Below are 23,965 nucleotides of genomic sequence, written 5' to 3'. Positions count from 1 at the left end.
ACGGTGAAAAACTACCCATGCTCAGTGAAATCGCATTCTACGGTGCTCTCGAAACCGGCCTGATCTACGGCCTGGTTGCCTTTGGTATCTATCTCTCTTTCCGTGTTCTCGACTTCCCCGACCTGACGGTGGATGGCAGCTTCCCCCTGGGCGCCGCCGTTGCCGCCATGTTGATTATTGAAGGCTGGAATCCCTGGCTGGCAACTGGCTGTGCGGTACTGGCCGGCATGGCCGCCGGTGCCGTAACCGCCATCCTGAATGTCAAACTCAACATTCTGAACCTGCTGGCCTCCATCCTTACCATGATTGCGCTCTACTCCGTTAACCTGCGCATCATGGGCCGGCCGAACGTGGCCTTACTCACAGAAGAAACCGTACTGACTCCCTGGTACGACCTGGGCCTGGCTTTCCATCAGGTGCCGGTGTTGCTGTTTACGCTGGTCGCTATTGTGTCCCTGATTCTGTTGTGGCGTTTCATGAAATCCGAGACTGGCCTGGCCATGCGCGCCACTGGCGCCAACGCCCGCATGGCTCGCGCCCAGGGCATTGCGACCGGCGGCATGATCATACTCGGAGTTGCTCTGTCCAACGGTCTGGTGGGTCTGGCCGGTGCTCTGTTTGCCCAGAGCCAGGGCGCAGCAGACGTCACCATGGGTGTAGGCGTAATCGTGATCGGCCTCGCCTCACTGATTGGCGGTGAAGCCGTCATTACCCCCTCCACCGTGGTACGCGCCCTGCTGGCGTGTGTGGTGGGCGCCATCATCTACCGACTGGCCATTGCCTTTGCCCTGAATGCCGATGTCCTCGGCCTGCAGGCACAGGATCTGAATCTGATTACCGCGGTTCTGGTTACCCTGGCCATCGTACTGCCTGGCGTTCGCACCAAGATTGCCAGTCGTTTCACCAGCAAAAAGGCCTGAGGAGGCACTATGATCAGCGCAACCGATCTGCGGCTTACCTTTGGCAAAGGCACCCCGCTGGAAAATCCGGCCCTTCGGGGCATGAGCCTGACGGTAAACCAGGGCGAATTCGTGACGGTCATCGGCAGCAACGGCGCCGGAAAATCCACCTTCCTGAACGCCCTCGCCGGCGAAGTCATGGTGGACAGCGGCCAGATTATCGTCGACAACCTGGACGTTACCCGGCTGCCCACCCATAAACGGGCGGCGCGGGTTGCCCGGGTGTTCCAGGACCCCCTGGCCGGCACCTGCGAAAACCTGTCCATTGAAGAAAACCTGGCACTGGCCATCAAACGCGGCCAAAGCCGGGGCCTGACCAGCGCGGTGAAAAAGCAGTACCTGGGCCAGTTCCGGGAAAGCCTTGCCACCTTGAAACTGGGCCTGGAAAACCGCCTGGGCGACAAAATGGGCCTGCTTTCGGGTGGCCAACGCCAGGCCGTCAGCCTGCTGATGGCCAGCCTGACGCCCTCCAGCATACTGCTGCTGGATGAGCACACCGCTGCGCTGGACCCGAAAACTGCCAACTTCGTGCTGGAACTCACCCAGCAGATCATCGAGGAGCAGAAGCTCACCGCCCTGATGGTCACTCACAGCATGAAACAGGCACTGGAAGTCGGCAGCCGCACCGTGATGCTGCACCAGGGCCAGGTGGTATTCGATATTGCCGGTAAGGACCGGGACGGACTGGAAGTGAAAGACCTGCTGGGCCTGTTCGAGAAACAGCGCGGCCTGGAGGTGGACGACGACAGTCTGCTGTTGGGTTGAAACACCCGACAGACAAAAACGGGGCCTACGCGGCCCCGTTTTTGTTTCTACTTAGCCGTTTTAGTGGCCGTAGATCACCATCTGGGTATTGGTAATGGCCAGGTCGTCCATAAAGATGCTGCCAATGGACGTACCACCCACCAGCACACCGCCAATGGTCATGTCAGCGCGGAACGAATCCATATCGACCGCAAGGCTGTCGACACCCAGGCTGTTAGAGCCCTTGTAGATATCGAGGTCCACCTTGGCGAACAGGTCCGGAATGTTCTTGTTGCGAACCGGATCATAGGTATCACCGGTCAGGCGCAGATCCCGGATGCCCACCGCCAGGAACGGTGCATCGAACTCCAGGTTATCAATCGCTATATCGGCGCGCAGGTTCATCACGTCGGTATCGGCATCAATCTCGATGTTGGCACCGCCCATCAAAATATCGGCAGTAAAGTTATCGAGGATGGTGGTGGAATCTGTAGTGCCAACCAGGTTCCACTGGTCCGTGGATACCCGCACATCAACCGCACCAAAAACCTGCGGCAGCACGTTGATGATGGCATCACCGTCGCTGAGCACATCGATTTCAATACGGATGTTATCCAGCAAGTCGGTTTCCTGGGCGGCACCGCCCATCAGGTTAACACCCAGTTCCGGGAACAGATCGCTACGGTTGGTACCGCCGACGAAGATGTTGTTGATCTCAAGTGAACCTTCATCGGTATAGATAAACCGATCTATGTTCAGTTTGGTCTCCAACTCAATGGTCACACCCGCCTGGCCGGTGATGTTTCCCATCGTGGTTTCATCCAACGGTTGAAACGCCAGGGCCGCAGGGGGCGCCCCGGCAATACACAGCGCAAGAACGGTAGGTTTCAGGCCTTTCATTGTTCTTTTCCTTTTATAGTCGTTATCACTTCCTGTGGGCCACTGCAGTATTACGACGCCACTGTCATACTCTACCGACACGTCGTTTTTGGATACGTGCAGAAGTCACAAAAACCTGCATTCCAGAACTTTTCAGGCGCACACTTTTTAACCACAAGATGTAGTGACATGCAGAGAATCCGTTAATGGCGCGGCTTCCCGCAGATTCAAGAACTTTTCCATTGATTTTCTTTGCCCACAGGCGCCAATCAATAGTTGCTCTCTTATTCACAGAACACTATATCCTGTTATACTTCCCATAAAATAAGCCCATATATAGGGCCAGCTACGCCAACACCTACTGATTGTCAAGCAGTAGAAATGCCAGCAGACACAAGGCTGGCTGCAGTGATCAACACAGAATTCCGGTTATGGAAGGCAGTCTTCCCGGCCAGGCACGAACACCATATATAGTGATTCTGCTGGTCTGATAACCCACGAAGTACCAGAAACATACAGGGGTAAGGCGCTGAGGACGGCGTCTTCAAAAAAGAGACATACTGAAAACCGAGGGTGGCAATGAACGCTAAGGCACAGGCAGTGATCACAACGATTCCCATGCAGGAAGCTTCGCTGGATATCTGGAGCAGCAAGTACCAGCTCAAGACCAAGACCGGCGAGCCTGTCGACAAAGACATCAACGCAACCTACGAGCGCGTGGCCAAGGCCCTGGCCGAGGTTGAGAAAAAGAATGTACGCGACAAGTACATGAAGGAATTCCTGTGGGCCCTGCAGAACGGCGCCATCCCCGCCGGCCGCATTACTTCCAACGCCGGTGCCGAAGCCCACAAGCCGGCCACCTCCACCATTAACTGCACCGTATCCGGCACCATCCAGGATTCCATGAACGATATCCTGGAGAAAAACCACGAAGCGGGCCTCACCCTCAAGGCCGGCTGTGGTATCGGTTACGAATTCTCGACCCTGCGCCCACGCGGTGCCTATGTCGCCGGCGCGGGTGCCACCACCTCCGGCCCGCTGTCGTTCATGGATATCTTCGACCGCATGTGCTTCACCGTGTCTTCTGCTGGTGGCCGCCGCGGTGCCCAGATGGCCACCTTCGACGTACACCACCCGGACGTGATCGAATTTATCCAGGCCAAGCGTGAAGACGGCCGCCTGCGCCAGTTCAACCTGTCCCTGCTGATCACCGAAGACTTCATCGAAGCCGTGCGCAACGGCGACGACTGGCACCTGTCCTTCCCGGTTACCCAGAAAGAAGCCGACGACGAAGGCCTGGACCTGACCGACGCCAGCCAATTCGTATACCGTGACTTCCCGGTACAGGAAGGCTACGTGGTGAACAACGAAGGCAAAGTTGCCTGCCGTATCTACAAAACGGTGAAAGCCCAGTTCATCTGGGACACCATCATGACCAGCACCTACGACTACGCCGAGCCAGGTTTCATCCTGATCGACAAGGTCAACCAGATGAACAACAACTGGTTCTGCGAAGACATCCGCGCCACCAATCCCTGTGGCGAGCAGCCCCTGCCCCCGTACGGCAGCTGCCTGCTGGGCTCCGTGAACCTCACCAAATTCGTTGAGTACCCGTTTACCGAGAAAGCCAGCTTCAACTACGAGAAGTACCGCAAAGTGGTGGGCACCTTCACCCGCATGCTGGACAACGTAGTCGAAATCAACGGCCTGCCCCTGGGCGAACAGCGCCACGAAATCACCTACAAGCGCCGCCACGGCATGGGCATCCTGGGCCTGGGCTCCACCCTCGCCATGCTGCGCATGCCATACGGCTCTGACGAATCCGTGAAGTTCACCGAAGAAGTGGTTCGTGAAATGGCGGTAGAAGGCTGGCGCCAGTCCCTGGCCCTGGCCGAAGAGAAAGGCCCGGCGCCAATCATGGACGACGAGTTTGAAGTAACGCCGAAGATGATGACCAAGTGCCCGAAACTGGCCGAAGACGGCATCAAGGTGGGCGACAAGGTCAAAGGCAAGGTACTGCACGCCAGGTACAGTGCCTACATGGGCCGTATTGCCGAAGTAGAGCCGGAGCTGGTAGCCAAACTGGCCGAGAAAGGTGGCCGCTTCACCCACCACACCTCCATTGCCCCGACCGGCACCATCAGCCTGTCCCTGGCCAACAACGCCAGTAACGGCATTGAACCGAGCTTTTCTCACCACTACGCCCGGAACATCATTCGTGAAGGCCGTAAAACCAAAGAGAAGGTAGACGTATTCAGCTTCGAACTGCTGGCCTACCGCCACCTGGTAAACCCGGGCGCTATGCCGTTCTCTGATGAAGAAGACAAGAAGCTGCCCAGCTACTTCACTACCTCCGACGACGTAACGCCCACGCAACACGTCGACATCCAGGCTGCGGCACAGAAATGGGTAGATTCCTCCATTTCCAAAACCGCTAACGTTCCGACAGAATTCCCGTACCAGGATTTCAAGGACATCTACCTGTACGCCTACGACAAGGGTCTGAAAGGCTGCACCACCTTCCGCTTCAACCCGGAAGCGTTCCAGGGCGTACTGGTTAAAGAGAAAGACCTTGAGAACACAATGTATGAGTTCACCCTGGACGACGGCAGCAAAGTGACCCTGCGCGGCAACGAACAGGTAGAGTACGACGGCGAAATTCACACCGCCGCCAACCTCTTCGACGCGCTGAAAGAAGGCACTTACGGCAAGTATTAATCCGGGAACCGACAGACAGGAATTACGAACATGACAGTGAAAATCAGCAACAAGATCGTCGGCTACCGGGTAAAGAAAGCCGACGCCGAGACGACGGGTGAGCACCAGGCGCCGGTGAAAGCCGACACCAAGCCGGTGGAGATGAACGAGAACATCGAACGCCCGGATTTCCTCCTGGGCACCACCTACAAGATCAAGCCGCCGGTGGCCGAGCACGCGATGTACATTACCATCAATGACATCCTGCTGAACGAAGACACCGATCACGAAAGCCGGCAGCCGTATGAAGTGTTCATCAACTCCAAATCGATGGAACACTTCCAGTGGGTTATCGCCCTCACCCGCGTTATCTCAGCGGTGTTCCGCAAAGGTGGTGACGTCACCTTCCTGGTGGAAGAGCTGCGCAGCGTTTACGACCCCAACGGCGGTTACTTCAAGAAGGGCGGTGTGTTCATGCCTTCACTCGTAGCCGAAATTGGCGCCGTGATCGAGAAGCACCTGAAGGCCATCGGCCTGCTGGAAAGCGACGAGCTGAGCGAGACCACCAAGCGCATCCTCGCTGAAAAGCGCGCAGAGTTTGAGGCCAGCCAGAACAAGGCCACCAACGACGACAGCGGCAGCGACTACCCCGCCAACGCCACCATGTGCGGCAAATGCAGCACCAAAGCGGTGATTGTGATGGACGGCTGCGCTACCTGCCTGTCTTGCGGCGACAGCAAGTGCGGTTAAGGTGATTGACCGCTGAGTGATGAAAAGGCCCGGTTGCGGAAGCTTCCGGGCCTTGCTGTTTAAAGGCAGCACACACAAGGAATGTTCATTTATCATGGCAAGGAATCAAGGCCAAGGTGGGCCGATTGAATCACGGCTAATCAGCTTATTGGCATCGTTGTTTTTCTCTATCCCAACAGCAGCCCTCATTTGGCTCTGGTTCAATTTGGAGTTAGCCATTTACTGGGATTCCTTTCTCAGTAGTGGTTACCTTGTCGCCTGTATTATTGTCTTCGCTGTGTTGGCCATACTGCTCCCGCAATTGTTTCCATCCATTCTCGCGTCCATTTGGCGGGGTTACATGTTTGATGCAGTCAGCGCACGCTTTGATCAGTTTTAATAGTGGCGTTATGAAGGAAATTCTTGTTGTTGGTTGTGTCTTGTTTTTGGCGGCTTGTAAATCAAGCAATTCCGATAATGACCAGCCAGATGTTGGCGCCGAAACAATCGCTCCTGAGGTAGGAAGCTGGATCAGGGCCTGCTCCCCAATTGATGATGTGATCACAGCAGAAATATTTTATGACGGCGAGTTATCCGCTCGGTGGGTAGAGCGACTCGACATCACAGAAAACGCTATAGTGGTCTCTCGATCCGTTTATGTTGATGAGATGTGCGAGACGCCTCTGTCCTTCGAGGACGGGCCGGGAATTGTACTTCAGTGTTTCGGGGAAACTCGTCAAAGAGTGCTGGTACAAGGCGTATACGAGGTGCTGAGCTTCCCCTACATTGATGACCGGTACAATCCCCAGGTTCCCGGAAGTTGTGATTTGCCAGCTGAGCCGGGCATGAACGTTTATCCGGTGGGTGATGTGCTCTACAGGGCTTACTATACGGACGCGATGAGCAGTGAACCCTCGGAACTGGTGGTCGATTTCAATCAGGTTTTTGAAAGGGTCCAGTGATCTGAATCGACCATTTTTCACCGGAAAGGGAACAATCTTTGGAAAGGAAAACCGTGCCTGCGTCAGCCCCTCTGGTCAGCATCATCACCCCCACCTTCAACCGTGAGCGCACCATCACGCAAGCGGTCGAGTCTGTCCTGGCCCAATCCTATCCCCACTGGGAGCTGATCATCGTTGATGATGGCTCCCGGGATAGCACCCGCGAGAAGCTGGCCAGTTACCTGGACGATGAACGCATCCACTACCATTTTCAGGAGAACCAGGGCCAGAGCATTGCCCGGAACCTGGCGCTTCAATATGCCCGAGGCGAATTGCTGTGTTTTCTGGATTCCGATGACCTGTGGGTGCCTGAAAAGCTGGAGAAGCAAGTGGCGCTTATGGAGGCTCACCCGGAGGTGGATGTCCTTCACAGTGATGAAATCATGATCGACGAGCAGGGCACGGAGTTGTCCCGCAAGAATATGCGCCGGTACTCGGGCCGGATTGCCCGCCAGATGCTGGTGGACAACAGCGTGAGCATCAACACGGTAATGGCGCGGCGGAAATGCTTCGATGCCATGGGCGGGTTTTCCGGTCGCTACGGCGTTGCCGACGATTACGACATCTGGCTGCGTTTTTCAGCCCGTTTCACCTTCCTGTATGTGCCCGAGTACTGGGGTTATTACCGGGTGATGGCAGACCAGATTTCCAGCGACAAGAAACGCCGATTTGCCGCCAACGAAGCGATCATTCGTGATTTTATCGAGGAATACGGAAGTACACTCCAACCCGGTGACATCCGCTGGGGCCTGGCCCGCTTCTACTGCCGGAAAGCCCGTCATTTTGCATCAGCAGGAGACTCGGCGACGGCCTGGGGCGCGGTTGCTCAGGCGTTGCGGTATGCTCCGCTGGATTCCGTGGTATGGCGCGCCGTTTATCGGGTGATCTTTCCGGGCAAAGGTGGCTAGAGCAATGAACCAAACACGATGGCAAACCCTGATGAGCGCTCTGGGGCTCCCGCCTTCAGAAGAGTGTTATCACGCACTCCATGCCGCCTACTCAGAGAAGCACCGGTTCTACCATACCGTCGATCACATTGATGCCATGCTTACCCACTTTGACGGCGTAAAGGAAATCGCTGAAAAACCGGAAGAGCTGGAGCTGGCCATCTGGTTCCACGATGCCGTCTACAAGCCCCTGTCGAAGACTAACGAGCTGGACAGCGCAAACTGGGCACAGACGTTCCTGGCTGCTCACAGTTACGGTAAGGCAGGCATCGAGCGCGTGCACAACCTCATCATGGCCACCCTGCACAATGGCAACATCAAGACTCCGGACGAGCAGCTGATTGTGGATATCGACCTTGCTATTCTGGGCGCCCCGCCTGACGTGCACGATCAGTTTGAGCGTAACGTACGCAAGGAATACAGGCTGGTGCCCGGGTTTATCTACCGCAAGAAGCGTAAGGAGCTGCTTCGGTCCTTTCTGAGTAGTGGCAGCATTTATAACCTTGAGCTGTTTAACGAAAGATACGAAGATCAAGCAAAACAGAACCTCCACAGGGCCATTAGCACGTTATAAACTGCCCTGCGTAATCAGCGGATAAAAAGGACTTTCCATGACTCTCGGATGGGTAATTGCCGGCACAATCGGCCAGGTGCTTCTGGCCTACATGCTGTTTATTCTGGGCGTATTCGGTTTCAGCGCCGTGGGTAACACCCACCGCCCCACTCCGTTCGATTTCTCGGTACTCAACTCGGCCCTGTATACAGCGCCTGCAAGCTGTCTGATCAGTGCGGTGGTTGTTATTGGTCTCTACCGCTCTGGCGCGGGTGAAATGTCCTATCTCTGGTACGCGGCGCCGGTTCTGTTGTTTGCAAGCTACTGCCTGTACGTCAAGCTGTGTATCAAACGCCAGTGAGTGGCGTTATGTCGAAAATCTTCAATACCCGCTCGCCCGCAGTGATTATCGTGAAACTCCAACACCATTGGAGGACATGAACGATGACTGCACGCGCGAACTATATCGGCCTGGCACCCAAAGCCATGCAGATCCTGTTGAATCAGGAAGCCTATCTGAAAGAGCAGTTCAGCGACTCCAGCATCCTGAGCACGGCGTTGTGGGAGCTGCTAAAGCTGCGGGTTTCACAGATTAACCAGTGCGCCTTTTGCGTGGACATGCACAGTAAAGATGCCCTGGCCCAGGGCGAGACAGTGGAGCGTTTGATTGGCTTGAGCGCTTGGCGGGATATGCCGATGTACTCAGCCACAGAGCGCGCGGCTCTTGAGTGGGCGGAGCATCTTACCCAAAGCAAGCCGGTGGACGACCACTACTATGACAAACTGGCAACGGCCCTTGGCGAAAAAGGGCTGGTTGATGTAACCATCGCGGTGAACGCAATCAACAGCTGGAACCGGATCGTCAAAACCTTCAAGCCAGAGGTAGGCAACTATAAACCCCAGTAGCCTTGGCAAACCTGCATTCGACTTTCAGTTGTCCTGTCCATCGGGCCCGCTTTCGGCCTTTGTTCAGGGGGTTTGGTCTGCAGCTGTCTCAGAATCGGTAGCGGAACCTGTGGTAAAGCTGTTGCATTCTGAGGCGTGCAGCAGCATCTGGTTCAGTCTTGCGGGGGACGTACGAATCGGGGATATAGCAATTCCTGAAGGGGTGGTTGTTTTGCCGGTAGAGAAGGTGGCCGCCCAGGTATCACTGGCGCCGGGATCAGAGCTCGCGGGGATTCGCTTTCAGCCTGCCATCGGCTATGGCCTGATCCGCCAGCACTTTGGCCGGCCCACGGTACTGAACCGTGACCCGAGGCAATTGCCCGGTCTCATTCCGCTCTTTTCCCGCCTTAAAACCTGTTGCAACAACGTAAGCCGCGTGAGCACGATGCAGAGCTGGGCTGAGAACAACTTCCGGCTAACCCGGCTCATTCCCGGCGCTCTGCAGCAGGCTCTGGACTGTATAAGAGACGATGCGGAACCGGGCTCGCTCGCGCAACACCTGGAAATCAGTCAGCGCCATGTGGAACGCCTTTTCAAACACTGGATGGAAATGACGCCCAAACAGTACCAGCGCATTCTTCGGGTGAAACGGGCCATCAATTACATTCGTGAGCATGGCCAGGTTAACCTGGCCGAAGTCGCTCACCAGTTCGGCTTCAGTGACCAGGCCCATATGACCCGGGAGTTTCGTACGATTGCGCGCATCACGCCGGGCCAGGTGTAATCACTGAAAATGAGGCATGAGGACTGGAATCTCCCCGCTTATTTTTCGTAGCCTGTTATCAGGTTCATTGGCAGCCTCCCGACCAGGTCAGATCAGCAAATCAGGAGTTGTATCTCATGAAGGGAATCAGAAGCGCCTGCGCGCTTATTATCCTCACGTGTCTCTCGGCACTGACTCAAGCCGCCACCGCCGTCGAAATGGCCAGGCAAGCGTATTTCCTGATCGAGCGTGACCCTCTCGATCTTGATCAACGCAATGAAGCGAGTTACCTGATTCAGCGAGCCAACTTGTTGGACGGCGACGAACCATGGGTAGCGGTTGCCCAATCACGCCTGACTCTGGTGAGCGGCTACAAGGTTGGGCAACGACACGATCGCCGGGCCTACGAAGAAAGCGCCGTCAGCACCGCAAGGCAACAGGCAGAACGCGCAGTTCGTAATGGGCCGAACCTGGCCATGGCACACGTTCAGTTGGCCATGGTGCTCATTATTCAAGGCGAACTGCGTACGGCCTGGGATCATTTGAATACCGCAGACTCACTGGATGAACAGAGCTTCTACCCCTGGTACCTGCGGACGGTTATCGCGATACACCATAAAGACGAAAAATTCGCCGCAGAGGGTTTCAAAGAAATCGAGAGCAGAGCATCACAGAAGTATCAGAAACGGCTGTTGCTTCAGGAGCGCATGCGGTTGGCCAAGGCTACTAAAAACCTTGAGGAGCGGGATAGGCTGTATCGGGAAATGATCGATCTGGACCCGGACTATGCCTACGCCTGGGGCAATTACGGTTCATTTCTATTGGGCCAGAAGCGTTACCGGGAAGCCGTGCATAACCTGGAGCGAGCCGTAGAGTTGAAACCCTACGGGCTCGCGGTGAGCCAGTTAGCGGAGGCACGCAGGAAGCTGAATCAGGCGTTCTGATTTGCTTCAAACAGTCCAAACAACATCCTCATAATCAAATCGCACCTTCGGTAACTGCGCCGTGGTGTCCCAGACACTGCGATACCCCAGCGCCACGATGGCGGTGCTCTCCAGGCCAAGTTCCGGCAGTCCCAGCACTTCGTCGTAGGCTTTATGGTCGAAACCGGTCATGGGGCAGCTGTCGATCTGCATAGTGGCGGCAGCCGTCAGAAGGGTGCCCAGGGCAATGTAGGCTTGCTGATGTGCCCAGACTTGTTTCTCGGCCGCTGTTTTGCCCGAAAGCGCCTGTTTCATATGTTCCACATACCCGGCAATGTCGCTGGCCGGGACACCGCGGGTCTTCACGAACTGGTCTACGTAGCGATCAACGGTGTGGTCGCCAATCTCTGTCTGAGCCGCGAAAACGATCAGGTGGGAGCAGTCCAGCACCTTTTGCTGGCCGAATGAGTGAGCCAGCAATGCCTGCCTCACCGCCCTGCTCTCCACTACTAGGAGCTTGTAGGGCTGCAGACCGTATGACGAGGCACTTTTCCGTACCGCGTCCAATAGAGTTTCGACAGCACGGGTATAGAGCTTTTCCGGTGAAAATTCGCGAACGGCGTAGCGCCAGTCCAGGGCTTGATGGATATTCATGGTGATGACTCCCTTAGCAGTGACGTGTTGCTGGCTACTCTAGGGCACGGTTATCTATCGAAAAACAGAGAATCCTGAAGAACACTTTTTCCAATATGGAAACAGTTTTCCAACAACGGTCACCGGGTAATCGTGACCGCTCATTCCCAATACGGCTTGTCGCCGAGGTGTTGATCAATATGCTCCAGCAACAACCGCACTTTGGTGGGCTGTTTTCGCCCCGGGGGAAACAGCGCGAACACGGTATAGGGCTGGGGTGGGTATTCGGGAAGTAAGGCCACCAGCGCCCCATTATCCAGGTCCTGTTGCACCAGGAAGCGCGGCACCAACCCCACCCCCGCGCCGTTCAGCAGGCTTTGCCGTATGGCCAGACTGCTGTCGGTACGGTAGTTGCCGCTCACGACGACTTCTTCATCGCCCAATGCCCATATCCGGGGCCGGTAATGAAGATTGAACATCAGGCAATTCTGTTCGGCCAGGTCGGCGGGTGCATGAATGGCGGGCGAATGCTCCAGGTAGCCCGGCGCAGCACAGACAATATTCCGGGACTGCCTTAGCGGTTTGGCCAGCAGGCTTGAATCCGCCAGAGTGCTCCGAATGCGAATAGCCATGTCCACACCCTGCTCCACCAGGTCCACCATGCGGTCGCTGAGCTGAAGGTCGATCTCGATCTCCGGATACCGTGCCAGAAAGCTGTCGATGGCCCCGGTGATGTGGGTAAGCCCGAAAGACATGGGAACGTTCAGACGGATCAGGCCACGGGGTTCCGCCTGAAATCCGCGAGCCTCGAGCTCGGCATCTTCAAGTTCATCCAGCAATGCCTGGGTACGCTTCAGAAAAGCCAGACCAGCATCCGTCAGGCTCATGCGGCGGGTGGTACGGTTGATCAGGCGAGTATCAAGATCTCTCTCCAGAAACGCGATGTGTTTGCTAACGGTGGCTGCGGTGATATCCAGGTCGTCGGCGGCCCGGGTGAAACTGCCCAGTTCTGCCACGCGCCTGAAGATGTTCATCGCGACCAGTTTGTCCGTAGCCATGGCTCGATCCTCATTATTTCCAATTTGGAAGGAGTATTATTCGAATTAGACTGATTATCAAATCAATGCGAAAGCGCACACTGGTGGTCACCAGACATTTTTCAGACATCGGAGTGCCAGCCATGCTTGCCACCACATCAAGATTCAGCCTTCCCCTCCAGGCCGTACTCTGGGGTTTACTGCTAATCAACGGCTTTCTGATTGCCCTAATGCTGGCGCTGGCCAAGGCCGCAACGTCTCTCGGCCTGCCGGCCGTTGCTTACGCCTTCTGGCAAACACTCGTTGCGGGCCTGGTGCTGCTGTTATGCACGGGGGAGCGCCGGGCGATTCATCAAGCAAGATTCGCCCGCTATTTTCTGGTCAGCGGCCTGACCGGCATTGCCGTGCCCAACGCCATCGGTTTCTTTCTGGTGACAAAGCTGGGGGCCGGCTACACCGGGATTATGTATGCCCTTCCCCCTATTTTTACCTTCCTGTTAGCGTGGGGCCTGGGGCTGGAGAACCGCAACTGGCTCAAGCTCGCCGGGTTGTCCATCGCGGTGATGGCCTGCGGCTGGATTGTGGTTCAACGCCATGCTGAAATGAGCAACGCCAGTCCACTCTTGTTCGTTCTTGGGCTGGCCATCCCTGTGATGTTGTCTGTGGGGAACGTATATCGCTCTGTGGCCTGGCCAGCAAAAGCCAAACCGATGATCCTTGCGGCCGGTACCCTGCTGGCGTCTGCCCTGGCGCTGGCTCTGTTCGCCGCTATGACAAACACCGAACTGCTTCCATCAGGCACATCGCCTCAGTTGATTGGCATTCTGCTGCTGCAGGGGCTACTCACGGCCCTTACCTATCTGGTCGCCTTTGAACTGCAACGGCGCGCAGGCCCGGTATTCTACAGCCAGCTAGGCGCTGTCGCCGCCGTATTCGGGCTGTTGATCGGCGTCGTCTGGTTCAGGGAGGAGTATTCTGTAGCCATCTGGCTTGGGGTATTTCTGGTGGTTCTCGGTTTACGAATCAGCAACCGTGCGACGGCACCGAGCCAGTCCTGAACGGCGGGTTTTCAGGCATTCGGGATTGCCCGATCGGTTGGCGTAACTTGCGAAGGAAGTTAAAACAGCATAGCTTGAACACCTCTGGTTAAACCTCGGATGGAGCTCAATCATGCAAAGGATCGCATCACTCAAATTCGGTTTGCTTGGCCTTACAACCCTGTCTTTGCTTCCCGGCATGACCCAGGCCGGCGGCCCGTCTCCCGAACACTTCCTCAATGACCGCTCAATGGTCCTGGAGATTCGCTATTGCGAATGCCAGGCCACAGAACCGGGCAACGCGCCGACCGAATTACGCCCGGCGTTTCTGGAACAATCGCGCCTTCTGAAAGTTGACGTAGACCCTGAAGGCACGGGATTTGTATCGTCACCGGAAATAACATTGGGTTTTGAGCTCAAGGCGCGGCCGGAATCCCCCAGCGACTTCACCTTCAAGTTCGCCGGCCATTACGATCCCGTAAGCCAGAACGTTACCGGCACTGGAGAGGTATTGCTAACGAAGGATCAGTGGCTGAATCTGTTCAGCTCCAGGCATGAGAGAGAAAACAACACGGAATACCGGGATGTTGCGGTAAGGCTAGTTTCCGGAGACTTGTAAGCCAGTTAGTAGTGTTACACTTGCAACCCGCCATTAAGACCAACTTTAAACGGGTTCCAAGAGACACTCATGGTTAAATCGATCGCTTTGGCGGGGCTTCTTGTCCTGCTCCTGGGGCTGATTATCTTTCAGTACATCATAACCTCGGTGCCCAGCCTGGAACCGCCCATCACGGTAAGTGACGCCCGGCGCGTAGATGACAACAACTCCTTGCTGGTGTCGCTCACCGGAAGCGAAGGCCGGCGTTTCACCCTGGGGCTGCGTGGCGATATAGAAGAGAAACCGGAGGAAGCCGCGCTGTTTTTCATCAGCCGCCCGACCCTGGTGCCCTACGTGTACTGGCCAGGGTTCCGCAGTAATGACGAAAAACGGGTTCTGAATTTGCTGACGTCTTGGGAAAAAAACCGAAAGGCGCCTTCTGAAGAGTCAGAACACGCGGCGTATCAGATTTATTCAGTGTTAAAGGATCGAAACTAACCCCGGACTCCAGCCCGGGGTTAACTTCAAGCTCCGGTTTACGAACAGGACCCGCAGCAGGTACCGCCCTCGCCGTGCCCACCCTTTTTTGGCTCGTCGTTCTGCGTCTCTGCAATACCACTTGCCTCGATGTGTTCAACGCCATTGCTTTCAGTTTCTGCGTCTTCTTTCTTGAAAATATTCACGAATGACAGGGCCATCTGGATACCTCGGTTTGCTACTGGATTTAACATTCATTTTCTATGTATGTTATTGGGTAGACATCCGTCCGGTCAAGCAGTTTACATCTCAGGTAACCTCAAATCTGATTCCCTTGCCGGAGCCTCTGTACAGAGTCATGCGGAAGACAATACCATCGGGGTTTCCCCAAGACTCAGAGAACTCGACGGAAGCCGCGCAGATTGCAGGCAGTCTTACCTCATTCAATTTGCTCAAAGGACGAAGCCACTACTATGAAAACCATAGGTCTCATCGGTGGAATGAGCTGGGAATCCACCCAAACCTACTATCAGTTGATCAACCAGAAAGTGCGAGACGGGCTGGGCGGGCTGCACTCAGCGCGACTGGTTCTCTACAGTGTGGATTTTGCCGAGATCGAAGCCCTGCAACATCAGGGGGACTGGGCGGCGACCGGGGAAATTCTTGGTGCGGTCGGAAAGGCGTTGGCCGCGGCAGGGGCCGATTTCATTGTGTTGTGCACGAACACCATGCACAAAGTGGCAGATAGTATTGATAAGGCTTCTGGCCTGCCGATGCTTCACATCGCCGATGCGACAGCTGAGGCGCTTCATCGCGATGGGATCGATTGTGTCGGCCTTCTCGGCACAAAATTCACCATGGAACAGTCGTTCTACAAGGAGCGTCTGGAGAACCGCGGCATCCGGGTTTTAGTGCCGGGTGACGCGCAGAGGGAATTCGTGCATACCGTCATTTATGACGAGCTATGCCGTGGTATTATCGGCCAGCCTTCTAAACAGGGCTATCTGCAGGTGCTGGACTCACTGGCCGCACGAGGAGCGCAAGGCGTAATACTGGGTTGTACCGAAATTGGCTTATTGGTGCAGCAGGCTGATACTGCCATTTCGCTTTACGACACCACCCGCATCCACGCGGAGCAAGCCGTGGCGCACGCCTTAGCGTGACCAGCACAGCCGTTTCAGCCACCACAGTTTATTTAGCTCCTCATTCACTTGGTGATGGTTTTAACACGTTCTATGAAAAGCTGGCTGCTTCTTGGTCTGGCCATTGTGGCCGAAGTGATTGCTACCTCGGCACTGAAATCCAGCGAAGGATTCACCCGGTTGATGCCGAGCGTTGTGGTCGTGATCGGTTACAGTGTGGCCTTCTATTTTCTGGCGCTGGCTATCAAGGTGATCCCTGTGGGGATAGCCTATGCCGTCTGGGCCGGGCTGGGCATTGTATTAATTTCGCTCATTGGTTGGTTACTGCTCGGGCAAAAGCTGGATTTTCCTGCGGTTGTCGGTATGCTGCTGATTGTAGCCGGCGTTTTGGTTATCAACCTGCTTTCCAACACAGGTGCACACTGAACCGACATGAGTACCGTAACTTCGATCACTATTCGTAAATACCGGATTCAGGATCTGAGCCCGGTGGTTCGCCTGTTCACCGATTCCGTGCACGAGCTCACGGCAGGTGCCTACGACGAAACCCAGCGTTATGCCTGGGCTTCACGGACGCCACATCTGGATACCTGGCGCGAACGGCTGGAGTCTCTGGAAACCCTGGTGGCAGAAGAAGGCTCGGATCTCGCCGGTTTCATTTCCTATGAAAAAGACGGCCACATCGACCTCGTGTTTACTGCCCCGAATTATGCTCGTCGCGGCATTGCTTCTGCCCTTTATCACGAGGCAGAGCAGCAGCTCAAAGAGCTGGGCGTCACAGAACTCAAGACCGAGGCCAGCGTGGTCGCTCGACCCTTCTTCGAGCGCCACGGTTTTGAGGTGGTGGATGAACAGCGTGTCACGGTCCGTGGCGCCCAGTTTCTGCGTTATCTGATGCGCAAAAAACTCGACGCCTGACCTGGATTCAAGCGGGCTCTTCAGCCTCTTCGGCCAGAGTCCGCACCCGCTCAAAGTCCTCCTCGGTAAACACACCATTCACGCCAGATATGGCGGCAAGCTCCATGCCGTGCTTGAGCCCGAGCTTGTAGATCTCCCGCACCTTCTCCCATTCAATATTTCGGCCGAGAGTGAAGTTCTCGAATCTTGCTTCCAGCGCCAGCACAATCGTCTCCGCCAGACAGGCGTAAGCGATGCCCCGGGGCAAGCCGATGTCCTTCATGCGCACGTCTCCCGGTAGCTGGATTTCCCCGGATTCGATTACCAGCACATCCGGCCGCTTCGCCACATCTTCCGCCGGGATATCCAATGGCCGGGCCACATCGGTGATCACGCAGCCGGGTTTCACCTGCATGATATCCAGAATGCGTTTACCGGCCCCGGACGTAGCGGTGACCACCATATCCATTCCTGAAAGATCCCGATCCGTGGTGGCAGAGACGTGAACGATGGCCCCAGGAGTTTCCAGTTCGATACTCTCCTTCAGCGCCAGCAACTTGGCTGCCTCCGGGGCCACCATGTAGATTTCATCCACGGCTTTTGCCAGCAGGCGCGCGCACACGGAACCAATGGCGCCTGTGGCCCCGACCACCATCGCCTTACCCGCCATTTTGCCGCTCTTGCCAATACTCACGCGGCCGACTTTTTTGGCGGCGTCGTGGGCGGCCCAGAGCGCGCCGGAGGCACTGTAGCTGTTACCCGTGGTGATTGGTAACGGTGCTCGTTTGGCCACGGTGATGCCGGCGTCACCCACCACTTTGGTGAACGCACCCAGTCCCATAATCTGGGCCCCAAGTTTCTTGGCCAGTTTTGCCGCTGCCAACAACCGGCTGTAGGTAAACTCCGGGCCGTGGGCCATGATTTCCCTGGGTGTGCCACCTACGGTGATCAACCAACCCTCGGCTTCGTCTCCGGTGGGGGATTTCATGCCGCTTACCTTGGAGTAAATGAAAGGCGGTGTGTAAGCCACAGCCTTTTCCACCAGGTTCATCACGGTGGGTGGAGAGACATTGGCAATCCAGTCCAGCGGTGGGGTTTTGGTCAGGTACTGCTGAGACAGCGGATGAATCACGAAGGCGAAGCGGTTTACCCGCCGATAGCCGTTGGGATATAGAATCCGCGGCTCAATTCCCAGGGTCTGAATAACATCCAGGAAGTCGTCTGCGCCCAGCTGCTCCGGCGTGCGGGACATCGCCGCGCTGATCATCGCCTCCATCACATTCACGCCCACGGGTCGACCTTCCAACCAGGGGCTGTAGTCCACCACCATGGCCACCTTGCGGGAGCGAAACCAGTCCAGGGCGGATTCGGTGACCCGGGAGGTGATCACGGTTTTACCGTCCAGCTCTTTCTCCGAGAAGGCCTCCAGATCGCCCATGGCTCCCACAATCACATGGGAGTCCTTTACCGACTCATGCAACGAGCCACGAATGAGCTTCTCGCCCATGCGGTAAATCGGTGTTTTGTGAAGCGCTTCAATGAGCTTGACCGCTGCCGGGCGGAAGGTCACCGGGGCTGTTAACGAGGTATAGGTTTCCAGCTGGCGCAGGGAGGTAAGCAATCTCGGTACGCCGAAATCCAGATAGGGATCGGCAAAAAACAGGTTGTCGGTGTGTTCAGACAACGCCTTGGCAATTCGGTAGCCGGCCTGGCCGTTCAGAAACAGTACCCGGGCGTTGTCAAAAAAGTGCCCCAGCTCAGTCTGCGTATGGCGTACCGCCCATTCCTGTAAGATACCCCGGAGGCCGGCACCGGTCGTCACCGGTTTGTCCGGAATACAGGCCTCAAGGCGAGCCGTATCGGGATGTTCCAGCTGTTCACGGCCCACCTGGTAGTGATCATGAATCATGCTCAGGCCAATGGCATCGGCCTCCCCGCAAACGGAATCCAGCACCGCCTCAGCACGCTCCAGGTTGCCATCCGTGCCTACCCGAATAATCCGGAAAGGCTGTTCCAGGAATGTGGTTTCCAGTTCGTAATCGTATTCCGATGATCCCTGGCTGACACTAACGACCGTTTTCATGGCGCGGGCATCCTTGTTGTTTTGTTATGCAATCAGTTTAGAAGATGGAGCGCTCAGCTGCTTTAGCTCAGATCAAATAGCAGGCACAAAATAACCGGCTAAACTCATGCTGTGTCGAATCCTCAAACCCCAGTCCGATTCAGGGAGGCTCCATGACCATTCAGGAAGAACTCAACGCCACCATTGCCGATCTGGTGCAACCGGGCAAAGGTATTCTGGCCGCAGACGAAAGCTCACCGACCATTGCCAAACGCTTCAAAGCCGTAGGCGTTGAATCCACGGAAGCCACGCGGCGCGAATACCGAAGCATTATTTCTCCACGCCCGGACTTGGCGACCACATCAGTGGCGTGATTCTTTACGAAGAGACCCTGGAACAACTGAGCCTGGAAGACGTTGCTATTCCCAAGCTCCTTGCCAGCCAGGGCATGGTGCCGGGTATCAAGGTCGATCAGGGCAAGGGGCCTCTGGTGAATGCTCCTGGTGACGAGATTACCTACGGGCTGGATGGCCTGGCTGCCCGGCTTGAGCACTACAAGGCCATGGGTGCCCGCTTCGCCAAGTGGCGGGATGTGTTCCATATCTCGGATACCCTGCCCTCGATCCAATGCCGAGGTGCTGGCCCGCTATGCCGCCGTGTGCCAGTCGATGGGTATTGTGCCGATTGTTGAGCCGGAGGTACTGATTGACGGAAATCACACCATTGAGCGGGCTGCAGAAGTTAGCGAAGACGTATTGCTGGAAGTGTTCAAGGCCCTGCATCGGCACCGGGTGAACCTGGAATGCATGGTGCTGAAGCCCAGCATGGTGATACCGGGCAAGGAATCCGGCAAAGCCACACCTGAACAGGTTGCCGAAGCGACGCTCAGCGTTTTCCGGCGAGTGGTGCCGCCGGCTGTGCCGGGGATTTTCTTCCTTTCCGGAGGCCAAACGCCGGAAGAATCCACCGAAAACCTCAATGCTTTGAACAGCATGGGCTACCATCCCTGGGAGCTGAGTTTCTCCTATGGCCGGGCTCTGCAGGAACCTGCCCAGAAAGCCTGGGCCGGAAAGCTGGAGAATGCAGGGGCAGCACAGGCGGCCATGAAAAAACGGGCCAGGCTCAATGGAAGCTGATAATTAGGCTGCGTTGGTGTGGCGCTGCGGCAGATCTAACGTCTGATCCAGACAGGCCAGCATCGGCGCTACTCCCCGGATTTTACGGGCCTGGGGCCAAAGCGCCTCGGCTTCGGCAAAGCCCTGGCGCAGGTAATTGAGCCATTGCTTGATCCGGCCGGTCACATATTTGTCTTCCAGGCGGGTTTGCAGGGCGGCCGCGTATTCCCGCACCAGCACGACAGCCTCTGCCCAGCTCATGGGGTCCCGTGTTTCACCGCTCTGGGAGGCCTTGATCTGGGCCGCCAGGTCTGGCCTGGCGATCAGGCCACGGCCGATCATTACATCGTCGCAGCCGGAGACTTTCCGGCAGCGCCAGTAGTCTTCCACGGTCCAGATTTCGCCATTGGCAATCACATGGCTGTTCACGGCTTCGCGTACCCTGGCGATTTCTTCCCAGTAGGCGGGCGGCTTGTAGCCATCTACTTTGCTGCGGGCGTGAATCACGATTTCCGAGGCCCCGGCGGCTTCCAACGCCTGGCCACAGGCCACACCCATGGAACGGTCGTCATAGCCCAGGCGCATCTTGGCGGTTACCGGAATATCCGCAGGCACGGCTTTGCGAACGGCCGCAGTGATTTCATACATCAGCTCCGGTTCGCGCATTAGCACGCAACCACCTTTGTGTTTGTTCACGGTCTTGGCCGGGCAGCCGAAATTGATGTCCACCTGCCCTGCTCCAAGCTCGGCAGCCTTGGCACCGTGACGGCCCATCATGTCGGCGTTGGAGCCCAGCAGTTGAACGGCCACGGGTGTACCTACTTCTGTGAGCGCACCGTTGTGCAGCTCCGGAGCGTACTTGTAGAAAATCCGGGGCGGCAACATGCCGTGGGTCACGCGAATAAATTCCGTCACGCACCGGTCAATCCCACCGACCTTGGTCAGGGTTTCACGAATGGGTGCGTCGACCAGCCCTTCCATCGGGGCAAGGATGATTCGCATGAAGGCTCCAGAAACTGAGAGAAGTGAATCAGAGTGCGGCTGATCAAAAATCAGGCGGAGCGGATTGTAAGGAATTCGGGGGGAAATAGGTAGCCGGGCATCCCGAAACAGGATGCCCGGCTTATCACTACAGATTTACTTCTTCACGTCGAAGCGGTCATTGTTCATGACCTTGGCCCAGGCGGCAACGAAGTCGTTCACGAACTTCTCCTGGTTGTCGTCCTGAGCGTACACCTCGGCGTAGGAACGCAGGATGGAGTTGGAGCCAAACACCAAGTCTACACGGCTAGCCGTCCACTTGGTGCTACCACTTTTGCGATCCACGATGTCGTAGACATTGTTGCCCTTCGGCACCCAACGGTACGACATGTCGGTCAGGTTCACGAAGAAGTCGTTGGTGAGCTGGCCCTCGCGATCGGTGAAAACACCGTGCTTGGTGCCACCGTGGTTGGTACCAAGTACTCGCATACCACCGACCAGTACAGTCATTTCCGGTGCGGTCAGGCCCATCAGCTGCGCCCGATCCAGCAGCATTTCTTCCGGTTTGACCACGTACTCCTTTTTCTGCCAGTTTCGGAAGCCATCCGCCAACGGCTCCAGCGGCTCAAAAGATTCCGCATCCGTCATCTCATCGGTGGCATCGCCACGACCTTTCAGGAAAGGCACGTGTACCGGATAACCTGCCGCTCTGGCAGCCTTTTCAATACCCAGATTACCGCCAAGCACAATGACATCGGCAATGCTGGCACCGGTATCAGCGGAGATCTTTTCGTAAACCTTCAGCACCTTGGCCAGACGCTGGGGTTCGTTGCCTTCCCAGTCCTTCTGGGGGGCCAGGCGAATACGGGCACCATTGGCACCGCCGCGCATGTCGGAGCCGCGGAAGGTACGGGCGCTGTCCCAGGCCGTTGTGATCAGCTCGTTAAGGGTCAGTCCGGCTTCGTCGATCTTCTCTTTGACCACTTCCTCGATATAGTTGGTCTCGCCCTGGGGAATCGGATCCTGCCAGATCAGATCTTCGGCCGGCACATCCGGGCCGATGTAGCGGGATTTCGGCCCCATATCCCGGTGGGTCAGCTTGAACCAGGCGCGGGCGAAGCAGTCCTTGAAGTACTCCGGGTCCTTCATGAACTTTTCACAGATCGGCCGGAAAGTCGGGTGCATCTTCATGGCCATATCCGCATCGGTCATGATCGGATTGTGGCGTTTGGAAGGATCCGTGGCGTCTACCGGCTTGTGCTCTTCCTTGATATCAATCGGTTCCCACTGGTTGGCACCGGCTGGGCTCTTTTTCAGCTCCCACTCGTAGCCAAACAGCAACTCGAAGTAACCCATGTCAAACTGGGTCGGGTTAGTAGTCCAGGCACCTTCAATACCGGAAGTGATGGCGTTAGCCGCTTTTCCACACATATTCGGGTTGTGCCAGCCCAGGCCCTGCTCGTGCACATCGGCACCTTCAGGCTCGGGGCCAAGGGCGCCGGCATCACCATTACCGTGGGTCTTGCCAACGGTATGCCCACCGGCTGTCAGTGCAGCAGTTTCTTCCGCATTCATCGCCATACGGGCGAAGGTTTCCAGCACCTGGTCACCGGACTTGATCGGATCGGATACGCCGTTAACGCCCTCAGGGTTTACGTAAATCAGACCCATCTGTACCGCTGCCAGCGGATTTTCCATGGTGTCTGGCTTCTCTACGTTCTCATAACGTTCGTCGGAAGGTGCCAGCCACTCCTTCTCAGCACCCCAGTAGATATCTTTCTCCGGATGCCAGATGTCTGCCCGGCCGTACGAGAAACCGAAAGTCTTGAAGCCCATGGATTCATAGGCAATGTTGCCGGCCAGGATAAACAGATCGGCCCAGCTCACCTTGTTGCCATACTTCTTCTTCAAGGGCCAAAGAAGTCTGCGGGCCTTGTCGAGGTTGCCGTTATCAGGCCAGGAATTCAGAGGAGCGAAGCGCTGGTTACCGGTACCACCGCCGCCACGCCCATCGGCCAGTCGGTATGTGCCTGCTGCGTGCCAGGCAAGCCGGATCATCAAACCACCGTAATGCCCCCAGTCAGCCGGCCACCAGTCCTGGCTGTTAGTCATCAAGTCGTGCATGTCCTTTTCGAGGGCTTCGTAGTCGAGTTTCCTGACCTCTTCGCGATAATCGAAGTCTTCCCCCATGGGGTTGGTCTTTTGGTCGTGCTGGTGCAGGATGTCCAGGTTCAGGGCCTCAGGCCACCAGTTGGTATTGTCCTGGGCGTGGGCGGTACTACCGCCGTGCATAACCGGGCACTTACCACCAGAATTCGTCTCACTCATCGTACTCTCCTGCTTCTGCGTCATTGGCAAAAAGGCGTCTATTATTCAAGAGCAACTATCAATATAGATCATTCACAGTTGGCTGCTTGAATGTTTCCTACCGCCAGAATAGTGAAGGACTATCGACTCTCCCGCTTCACTGGCAAATCTGTAACTCACTGGGCAATCGCATAATTCCCGCAGTAATCCGCCAGAATTCCCAGAGAGTCACTCCATGCTACCGATGTGAGATAGGACAACGCTGACATAGGGCAACTCCTGTGTTAACGAGAACACCGTTACCTTACCGCCGACGCCTTCAAGAGGAACAATTAATTAAAAATAAATTTACGAGAGCTTTTATTTATCGATTAAAGGCGCTCGATAGAGGTGAACTTTCCGGCATCGTCAAACAGGATGCGGAAGCTGCCACGTACGCCGTCGTTGAGGAAGAAACGGGAGAGGATACGGGCCGGGAAGCGGACAGAACGTCCGTCCCGGGCCGTGGTGTGAACATCGGTGGCCACGCCCTGATAGAGCTTGATCCACTCATCAGGGCTGATGCTGATGTCCACAATGATCTGCTGCATTGGCGCGCC

General features: G+C 56.2%; 26 protein-coding genes and 1 pseudogene. 18 read left to right on the top strand and 9 right to left on the bottom strand.

The window, feature by feature from the left end:
• The first annotated feature begins 17 nt into the window (after nt 1-17).
• Complete coding sequence (locus JIF53_RS03010; RefSeq protein ID WP_014421769.1) at nt 18-920, top strand: ABC transporter permease; 903 nt, start codon at nt 18-20, stop codon at nt 918-920.
• A gap of 9 nt (nt 921-929) precedes the next feature.
• Nucleotides 930-1,724: an ABC transporter ATP-binding protein gene (locus tag JIF53_RS03005; RefSeq protein ID WP_011784596.1), complete on the top strand. Its 795-nt coding sequence runs from the start codon at nt 930-932 to the stop codon at nt 1,722-1,724.
• A gap of 60 nt (nt 1,725-1,784) precedes the next feature.
• On the opposite strand, the gene JIF53_RS03000 is transcribed toward JIF53_RS03005, so the two are convergent.
• Nucleotides 1,785-2,603, bottom strand: a complete 819-nt coding sequence (locus JIF53_RS03000; protein ID WP_199451808.1) for a DUF6160 family protein — start codon at nt 2,601-2,603, stop codon at nt 1,785-1,787.
• 64 nt (nt 2,604-2,667) lie between these two features.
• Nucleotides 2,668-2,874, bottom strand: a complete 207-nt coding sequence (locus tag JIF53_RS02995) for a hypothetical protein (RefSeq protein WP_147232538.1) — start codon at nt 2,872-2,874, stop codon at nt 2,668-2,670.
• A 287-nt stretch (nt 2,875-3,161) separates the two neighbouring features.
• On the opposite strand from JIF53_RS02995, the gene JIF53_RS02990 reads away from it, so the two are divergent.
• From JIF53_RS02990 to JIF53_RS02950, 9 genes are all read left to right on the top strand, one after another.
• On the top strand, nt 3,162-5,300 hold the full coding sequence (locus tag JIF53_RS02990) for an adenosylcobalamin-dependent ribonucleoside-diphosphate reductase (protein WP_199451807.1): 2,139 nt from the start codon (nt 3,162-3,164) through the stop codon (nt 5,298-5,300).
• Nucleotides 5,301-5,330: 30 nt separating this feature from the next.
• Nucleotides 5,331-6,029 (top strand): NrdJb, encoded by a 699-nt coding sequence (locus JIF53_RS02985; protein ID WP_023008181.1) that lies wholly within the window; start codon nt 5,331-5,333, stop codon nt 6,027-6,029.
• A gap of 389 nt (nt 6,030-6,418) precedes the next feature.
• Complete coding sequence (locus JIF53_RS02980) at nt 6,419-6,970, top strand: hypothetical protein (protein ID WP_014421775.1); 552 nt, start codon at nt 6,419-6,421, stop codon at nt 6,968-6,970.
• 38 nt (nt 6,971-7,008) lie between these two features.
• Complete coding sequence (locus tag JIF53_RS02975; protein WP_014421776.1) at nt 7,009-7,917, top strand: glycosyltransferase family 2 protein; 909 nt, start codon at nt 7,009-7,011, stop codon at nt 7,915-7,917.
• 4 nt (nt 7,918-7,921) lie between these two features.
• Nucleotides 7,922-8,530 carry a hypothetical protein gene (locus JIF53_RS02970; RefSeq protein WP_014421777.1) on the top strand — a complete coding sequence of 203 codons (609 nt, stop codon included), beginning with the start codon at nt 7,922-7,924 and terminating at the stop codon, nt 8,528-8,530.
• 37 nt (nt 8,531-8,567) lie between these two features.
• Nucleotides 8,568-8,870, top strand: coding sequence for a hypothetical protein (locus JIF53_RS02965; RefSeq protein ID WP_014421778.1), 303 nt, complete (start codon nt 8,568-8,570; stop codon nt 8,868-8,870).
• 83 nt (nt 8,871-8,953) lie between these two features.
• The gene (locus JIF53_RS02960; protein ID WP_014421779.1) at nt 8,954-9,415 is read left to right on the top strand and encodes a carboxymuconolactone decarboxylase family protein; all 462 of its coding nucleotides are present in this window, start codon (nt 8,954-8,956) and stop codon (nt 9,413-9,415) included.
• A 202-nt stretch (nt 9,416-9,617) separates the two neighbouring features.
• Nucleotides 9,618-10,178 carry a helix-turn-helix domain-containing protein gene (locus JIF53_RS02955; RefSeq protein WP_407635399.1) on the top strand — a complete coding sequence of 187 codons (561 nt, stop codon included), beginning with the start codon at nt 9,618-9,620 and terminating at the stop codon, nt 10,176-10,178.
• A 116-nt stretch (nt 10,179-10,294) separates the two neighbouring features.
• Complete coding sequence (locus JIF53_RS02950; RefSeq protein ID WP_199451806.1) at nt 10,295-11,101, top strand: tetratricopeptide repeat protein; 807 nt, start codon at nt 10,295-10,297, stop codon at nt 11,099-11,101.
• Between the two features lie 6 nt (nt 11,102-11,107).
• Here JIF53_RS02950 and JIF53_RS02945 read toward each other — a convergent pair whose 3' ends face one another.
• Together JIF53_RS02945 and JIF53_RS02940 are read right to left on the bottom strand one after the other, a co-directional pair.
• Nucleotides 11,108-11,734 carry an NAD(P)H-dependent oxidoreductase gene (locus JIF53_RS02945; RefSeq protein WP_199451805.1) on the bottom strand — a complete coding sequence of 209 codons (627 nt, stop codon included), beginning with the start codon at nt 11,732-11,734 and terminating at the stop codon, nt 11,108-11,110.
• Between the two features lie 140 nt (nt 11,735-11,874).
• Nucleotides 11,875-12,771, bottom strand: coding sequence for a LysR family transcriptional regulator (locus JIF53_RS02940; protein WP_199451804.1), 897 nt, complete (start codon nt 12,769-12,771; stop codon nt 11,875-11,877).
• Between the two features lie 65 nt (nt 12,772-12,836).
• Between JIF53_RS02940 and JIF53_RS02935 the strand changes: the two genes are divergently transcribed.
• The 3 genes from JIF53_RS02935 to JIF53_RS02925 all read left to right on the top strand — a co-directional run bounded on the left by JIF53_RS02935 (nt 12,837) and on the right by JIF53_RS02925 (nt 14,883).
• Nucleotides 12,837-13,808 (top strand): DMT family transporter, encoded by a 972-nt coding sequence (locus JIF53_RS02935; RefSeq protein ID WP_228285444.1) that lies wholly within the window; start codon nt 12,837-12,839, stop codon nt 13,806-13,808.
• Nucleotides 13,809-13,920: 112 nt separating this feature from the next.
• Entirely contained in the window at nt 13,921-14,406 is a 486-nt protein-coding gene (locus JIF53_RS02930; RefSeq protein ID WP_199451803.1) for a hypothetical protein, read from the top strand.
• Nucleotides 14,407-14,475: 69 nt separating this feature from the next.
• Nucleotides 14,476-14,883, top strand: coding sequence for a hypothetical protein (locus JIF53_RS02925; protein ID WP_011784573.1), 408 nt, complete (start codon nt 14,476-14,478; stop codon nt 14,881-14,883).
• A 38-nt stretch (nt 14,884-14,921) separates the two neighbouring features.
• Here JIF53_RS02925 and JIF53_RS19750 read toward each other — a convergent pair whose 3' ends face one another.
• Complete coding sequence (locus JIF53_RS19750) at nt 14,922-15,083, bottom strand: CCGSCS motif protein (protein ID WP_014421786.1); 162 nt, start codon at nt 15,081-15,083, stop codon at nt 14,922-14,924.
• Between the two features lie 252 nt (nt 15,084-15,335).
• Here JIF53_RS19750 and JIF53_RS02915 point away from each other — a divergent pair, with 252 nt between their 5' ends.
• The 3 genes from JIF53_RS02915 to JIF53_RS02905 all read left to right on the top strand — a co-directional run bounded on the left by JIF53_RS02915 (nt 15,336) and on the right by JIF53_RS02905 (nt 16,922).
• A complete protein-coding gene (locus tag JIF53_RS02915) occupies nt 15,336-16,025 on the top strand; it encodes an aspartate/glutamate racemase family protein (RefSeq protein ID WP_014421787.1) in 690 nt (229 codons plus the stop codon).
• A gap of 72 nt (nt 16,026-16,097) precedes the next feature.
• Nucleotides 16,098-16,430: an SMR family transporter gene (locus JIF53_RS02910; protein ID WP_014421788.1), complete on the top strand. Its 333-nt coding sequence runs from the start codon at nt 16,098-16,100 to the stop codon at nt 16,428-16,430.
• Between the two features lie 6 nt (nt 16,431-16,436).
• Nucleotides 16,437-16,922, top strand: a complete 486-nt coding sequence (locus JIF53_RS02905; protein WP_014421789.1) for a GNAT family N-acetyltransferase — start codon at nt 16,437-16,439, stop codon at nt 16,920-16,922.
• Nucleotides 16,923-16,929: 7 nt separating this feature from the next.
• On the opposite strand, the gene JIF53_RS02900 is transcribed toward JIF53_RS02905, so the two are convergent.
• Nucleotides 16,930-18,984 (bottom strand): dehydrogenase, encoded by a 2,055-nt coding sequence (locus tag JIF53_RS02900; RefSeq protein ID WP_199451802.1) that lies wholly within the window; start codon nt 18,982-18,984, stop codon nt 16,930-16,932.
• Nucleotides 18,985-19,136: 152 nt separating this feature from the next.
• Here JIF53_RS02900 and JIF53_RS02895 point away from each other — a divergent pair.
• A pseudogene (locus tag JIF53_RS02895) lies at nt 19,137-20,099 on the top strand (class I fructose-bisphosphate aldolase).
• Between the two features lie 3 nt (nt 20,100-20,102).
• Here JIF53_RS02895 and JIF53_RS02890 read toward each other — a convergent pair.
• The 3 genes from JIF53_RS02890 to JIF53_RS02880 all read right to left on the bottom strand — a co-directional run bounded on the left by JIF53_RS02890 (nt 20,103) and on the right by JIF53_RS02880 (nt 23,956).
• Complete coding sequence (locus tag JIF53_RS02890; RefSeq protein ID WP_199451801.1) at nt 20,103-21,080, bottom strand: tRNA dihydrouridine synthase; 978 nt, start codon at nt 21,078-21,080, stop codon at nt 20,103-20,105.
• Between the two features lie 135 nt (nt 21,081-21,215).
• The gene (gene katG, locus JIF53_RS02885; RefSeq protein ID WP_199451800.1) at nt 21,216-23,387 is read right to left on the bottom strand and encodes a catalase/peroxidase HPI; all 2,172 of its coding nucleotides are present in this window, start codon (nt 23,385-23,387) and stop codon (nt 21,216-21,218) included.
• Nucleotides 23,388-23,737: 350 nt separating this feature from the next.
• Nucleotides 23,738-23,956 (bottom strand): DUF2835 domain-containing protein, encoded by a 219-nt coding sequence (locus JIF53_RS02880; protein ID WP_011784565.1) that lies wholly within the window; start codon nt 23,954-23,956, stop codon nt 23,738-23,740.
• Between the last annotated feature and the right edge of the window lie 9 nt (nt 23,957-23,965).

This window comes from Marinobacter sp. bablab_jr008 (assembly GCF_016464145.1).
GTDB classification, from domain to species: domain Bacteria; phylum Pseudomonadota; class Gammaproteobacteria; order Pseudomonadales; family Oleiphilaceae; genus Marinobacter; species Marinobacter nauticus.
Note: the sequence above shows the minus strand (reverse complement) of the source record. Positions and strands in the feature narration are given on the sequence as shown.

What these genes read in the sequence shown, in the direction of transcription:
- JIF53_RS03010 (WP_014421769.1), top strand. Translation starts at nt 18, where the DNA reads ATGCTCAGTGAAATCGCATTCTACGGTGCTCTCGAAACCGGCCTGATC.
- JIF53_RS03005 (WP_011784596.1), top strand. Translation starts at nt 930, where the DNA reads ATGATCAGCGCAACCGATCTGCGGCTTACCTTTGGCAAAGGCACCCCG.
- JIF53_RS03000 (WP_199451808.1), bottom strand. Translation starts at nt 2,603, where the DNA reads ATGAAAGGCCTGAAACCTACCGTTCTTGCGCTGTGTATTGCCGGGGCG.
- JIF53_RS02990 (WP_199451807.1), top strand. Translation starts at nt 3,162, where the DNA reads ATGAACGCTAAGGCACAGGCAGTGATCACAACGATTCCCATGCAGGAA.
- JIF53_RS02985 (WP_023008181.1), top strand. Translation starts at nt 5,331, where the DNA reads ATGACAGTGAAAATCAGCAACAAGATCGTCGGCTACCGGGTAAAGAAA.
- JIF53_RS02980 (WP_014421775.1), top strand. Translation starts at nt 6,419, where the DNA reads ATGAAGGAAATTCTTGTTGTTGGTTGTGTCTTGTTTTTGGCGGCTTGT.
- JIF53_RS02970 (WP_014421777.1), top strand. Translation starts at nt 7,922, where the DNA reads ATGAACCAAACACGATGGCAAACCCTGATGAGCGCTCTGGGGCTCCCG.
- JIF53_RS02965 (WP_014421778.1), top strand. Translation starts at nt 8,568, where the DNA reads ATGACTCTCGGATGGGTAATTGCCGGCACAATCGGCCAGGTGCTTCTG.
- JIF53_RS02960 (WP_014421779.1), top strand. Translation starts at nt 8,954, where the DNA reads ATGACTGCACGCGCGAACTATATCGGCCTGGCACCCAAAGCCATGCAG.
- JIF53_RS02950 (WP_199451806.1), top strand. Translation starts at nt 10,295, where the DNA reads ATGAAGGGAATCAGAAGCGCCTGCGCGCTTATTATCCTCACGTGTCTC.
- JIF53_RS02945 (WP_199451805.1), bottom strand. Translation starts at nt 11,734, where the DNA reads ATGAATATCCATCAAGCCCTGGACTGGCGCTACGCCGTTCGCGAATTT.
- JIF53_RS02940 (WP_199451804.1), bottom strand. Translation starts at nt 12,771, where the DNA reads ATGGCTACGGACAAACTGGTCGCGATGAACATCTTCAGGCGCGTGGCA.
- JIF53_RS02935 (WP_228285444.1), top strand. Translation starts at nt 12,837, where the DNA reads ATGCGAAAGCGCACACTGGTGGTCACCAGACATTTTTCAGACATCGGA.
- JIF53_RS02930 (WP_199451803.1), top strand. Translation starts at nt 13,921, where the DNA reads ATGCAAAGGATCGCATCACTCAAATTCGGTTTGCTTGGCCTTACAACC.
- JIF53_RS02925 (WP_011784573.1), top strand. Translation starts at nt 14,476, where the DNA reads ATGGTTAAATCGATCGCTTTGGCGGGGCTTCTTGTCCTGCTCCTGGGG.
- JIF53_RS19750 (WP_014421786.1), bottom strand. Translation starts at nt 15,083, where the DNA reads ATGGCCCTGTCATTCGTGAATATTTTCAAGAAAGAAGACGCAGAAACT.
- JIF53_RS02915 (WP_014421787.1), top strand. Translation starts at nt 15,336, where the DNA reads ATGAAAACCATAGGTCTCATCGGTGGAATGAGCTGGGAATCCACCCAA.
- JIF53_RS02910 (WP_014421788.1), top strand. Translation starts at nt 16,098, where the DNA reads ATGAAAAGCTGGCTGCTTCTTGGTCTGGCCATTGTGGCCGAAGTGATT.
- JIF53_RS02905 (WP_014421789.1), top strand. Translation starts at nt 16,437, where the DNA reads ATGAGTACCGTAACTTCGATCACTATTCGTAAATACCGGATTCAGGAT.
- JIF53_RS02900 (WP_199451802.1), bottom strand. Translation starts at nt 18,984, where the DNA reads ATGAAAACGGTCGTTAGTGTCAGCCAGGGATCATCGGAATACGATTAC.
- JIF53_RS02890 (WP_199451801.1), bottom strand. Translation starts at nt 21,080, where the DNA reads ATGCGAATCATCCTTGCCCCGATGGAAGGGCTGGTCGACGCACCCATT.
- katG (WP_199451800.1), bottom strand. Translation starts at nt 23,387, where the DNA reads ATGAGTGAGACGAATTCTGGTGGTAAGTGCCCGGTTATGCACGGCGGT.
- JIF53_RS02880 (WP_011784565.1), bottom strand. Translation starts at nt 23,956, where the DNA reads ATGCAGCAGATCATTGTGGACATCAGCATCAGCCCTGATGAGTGGATC.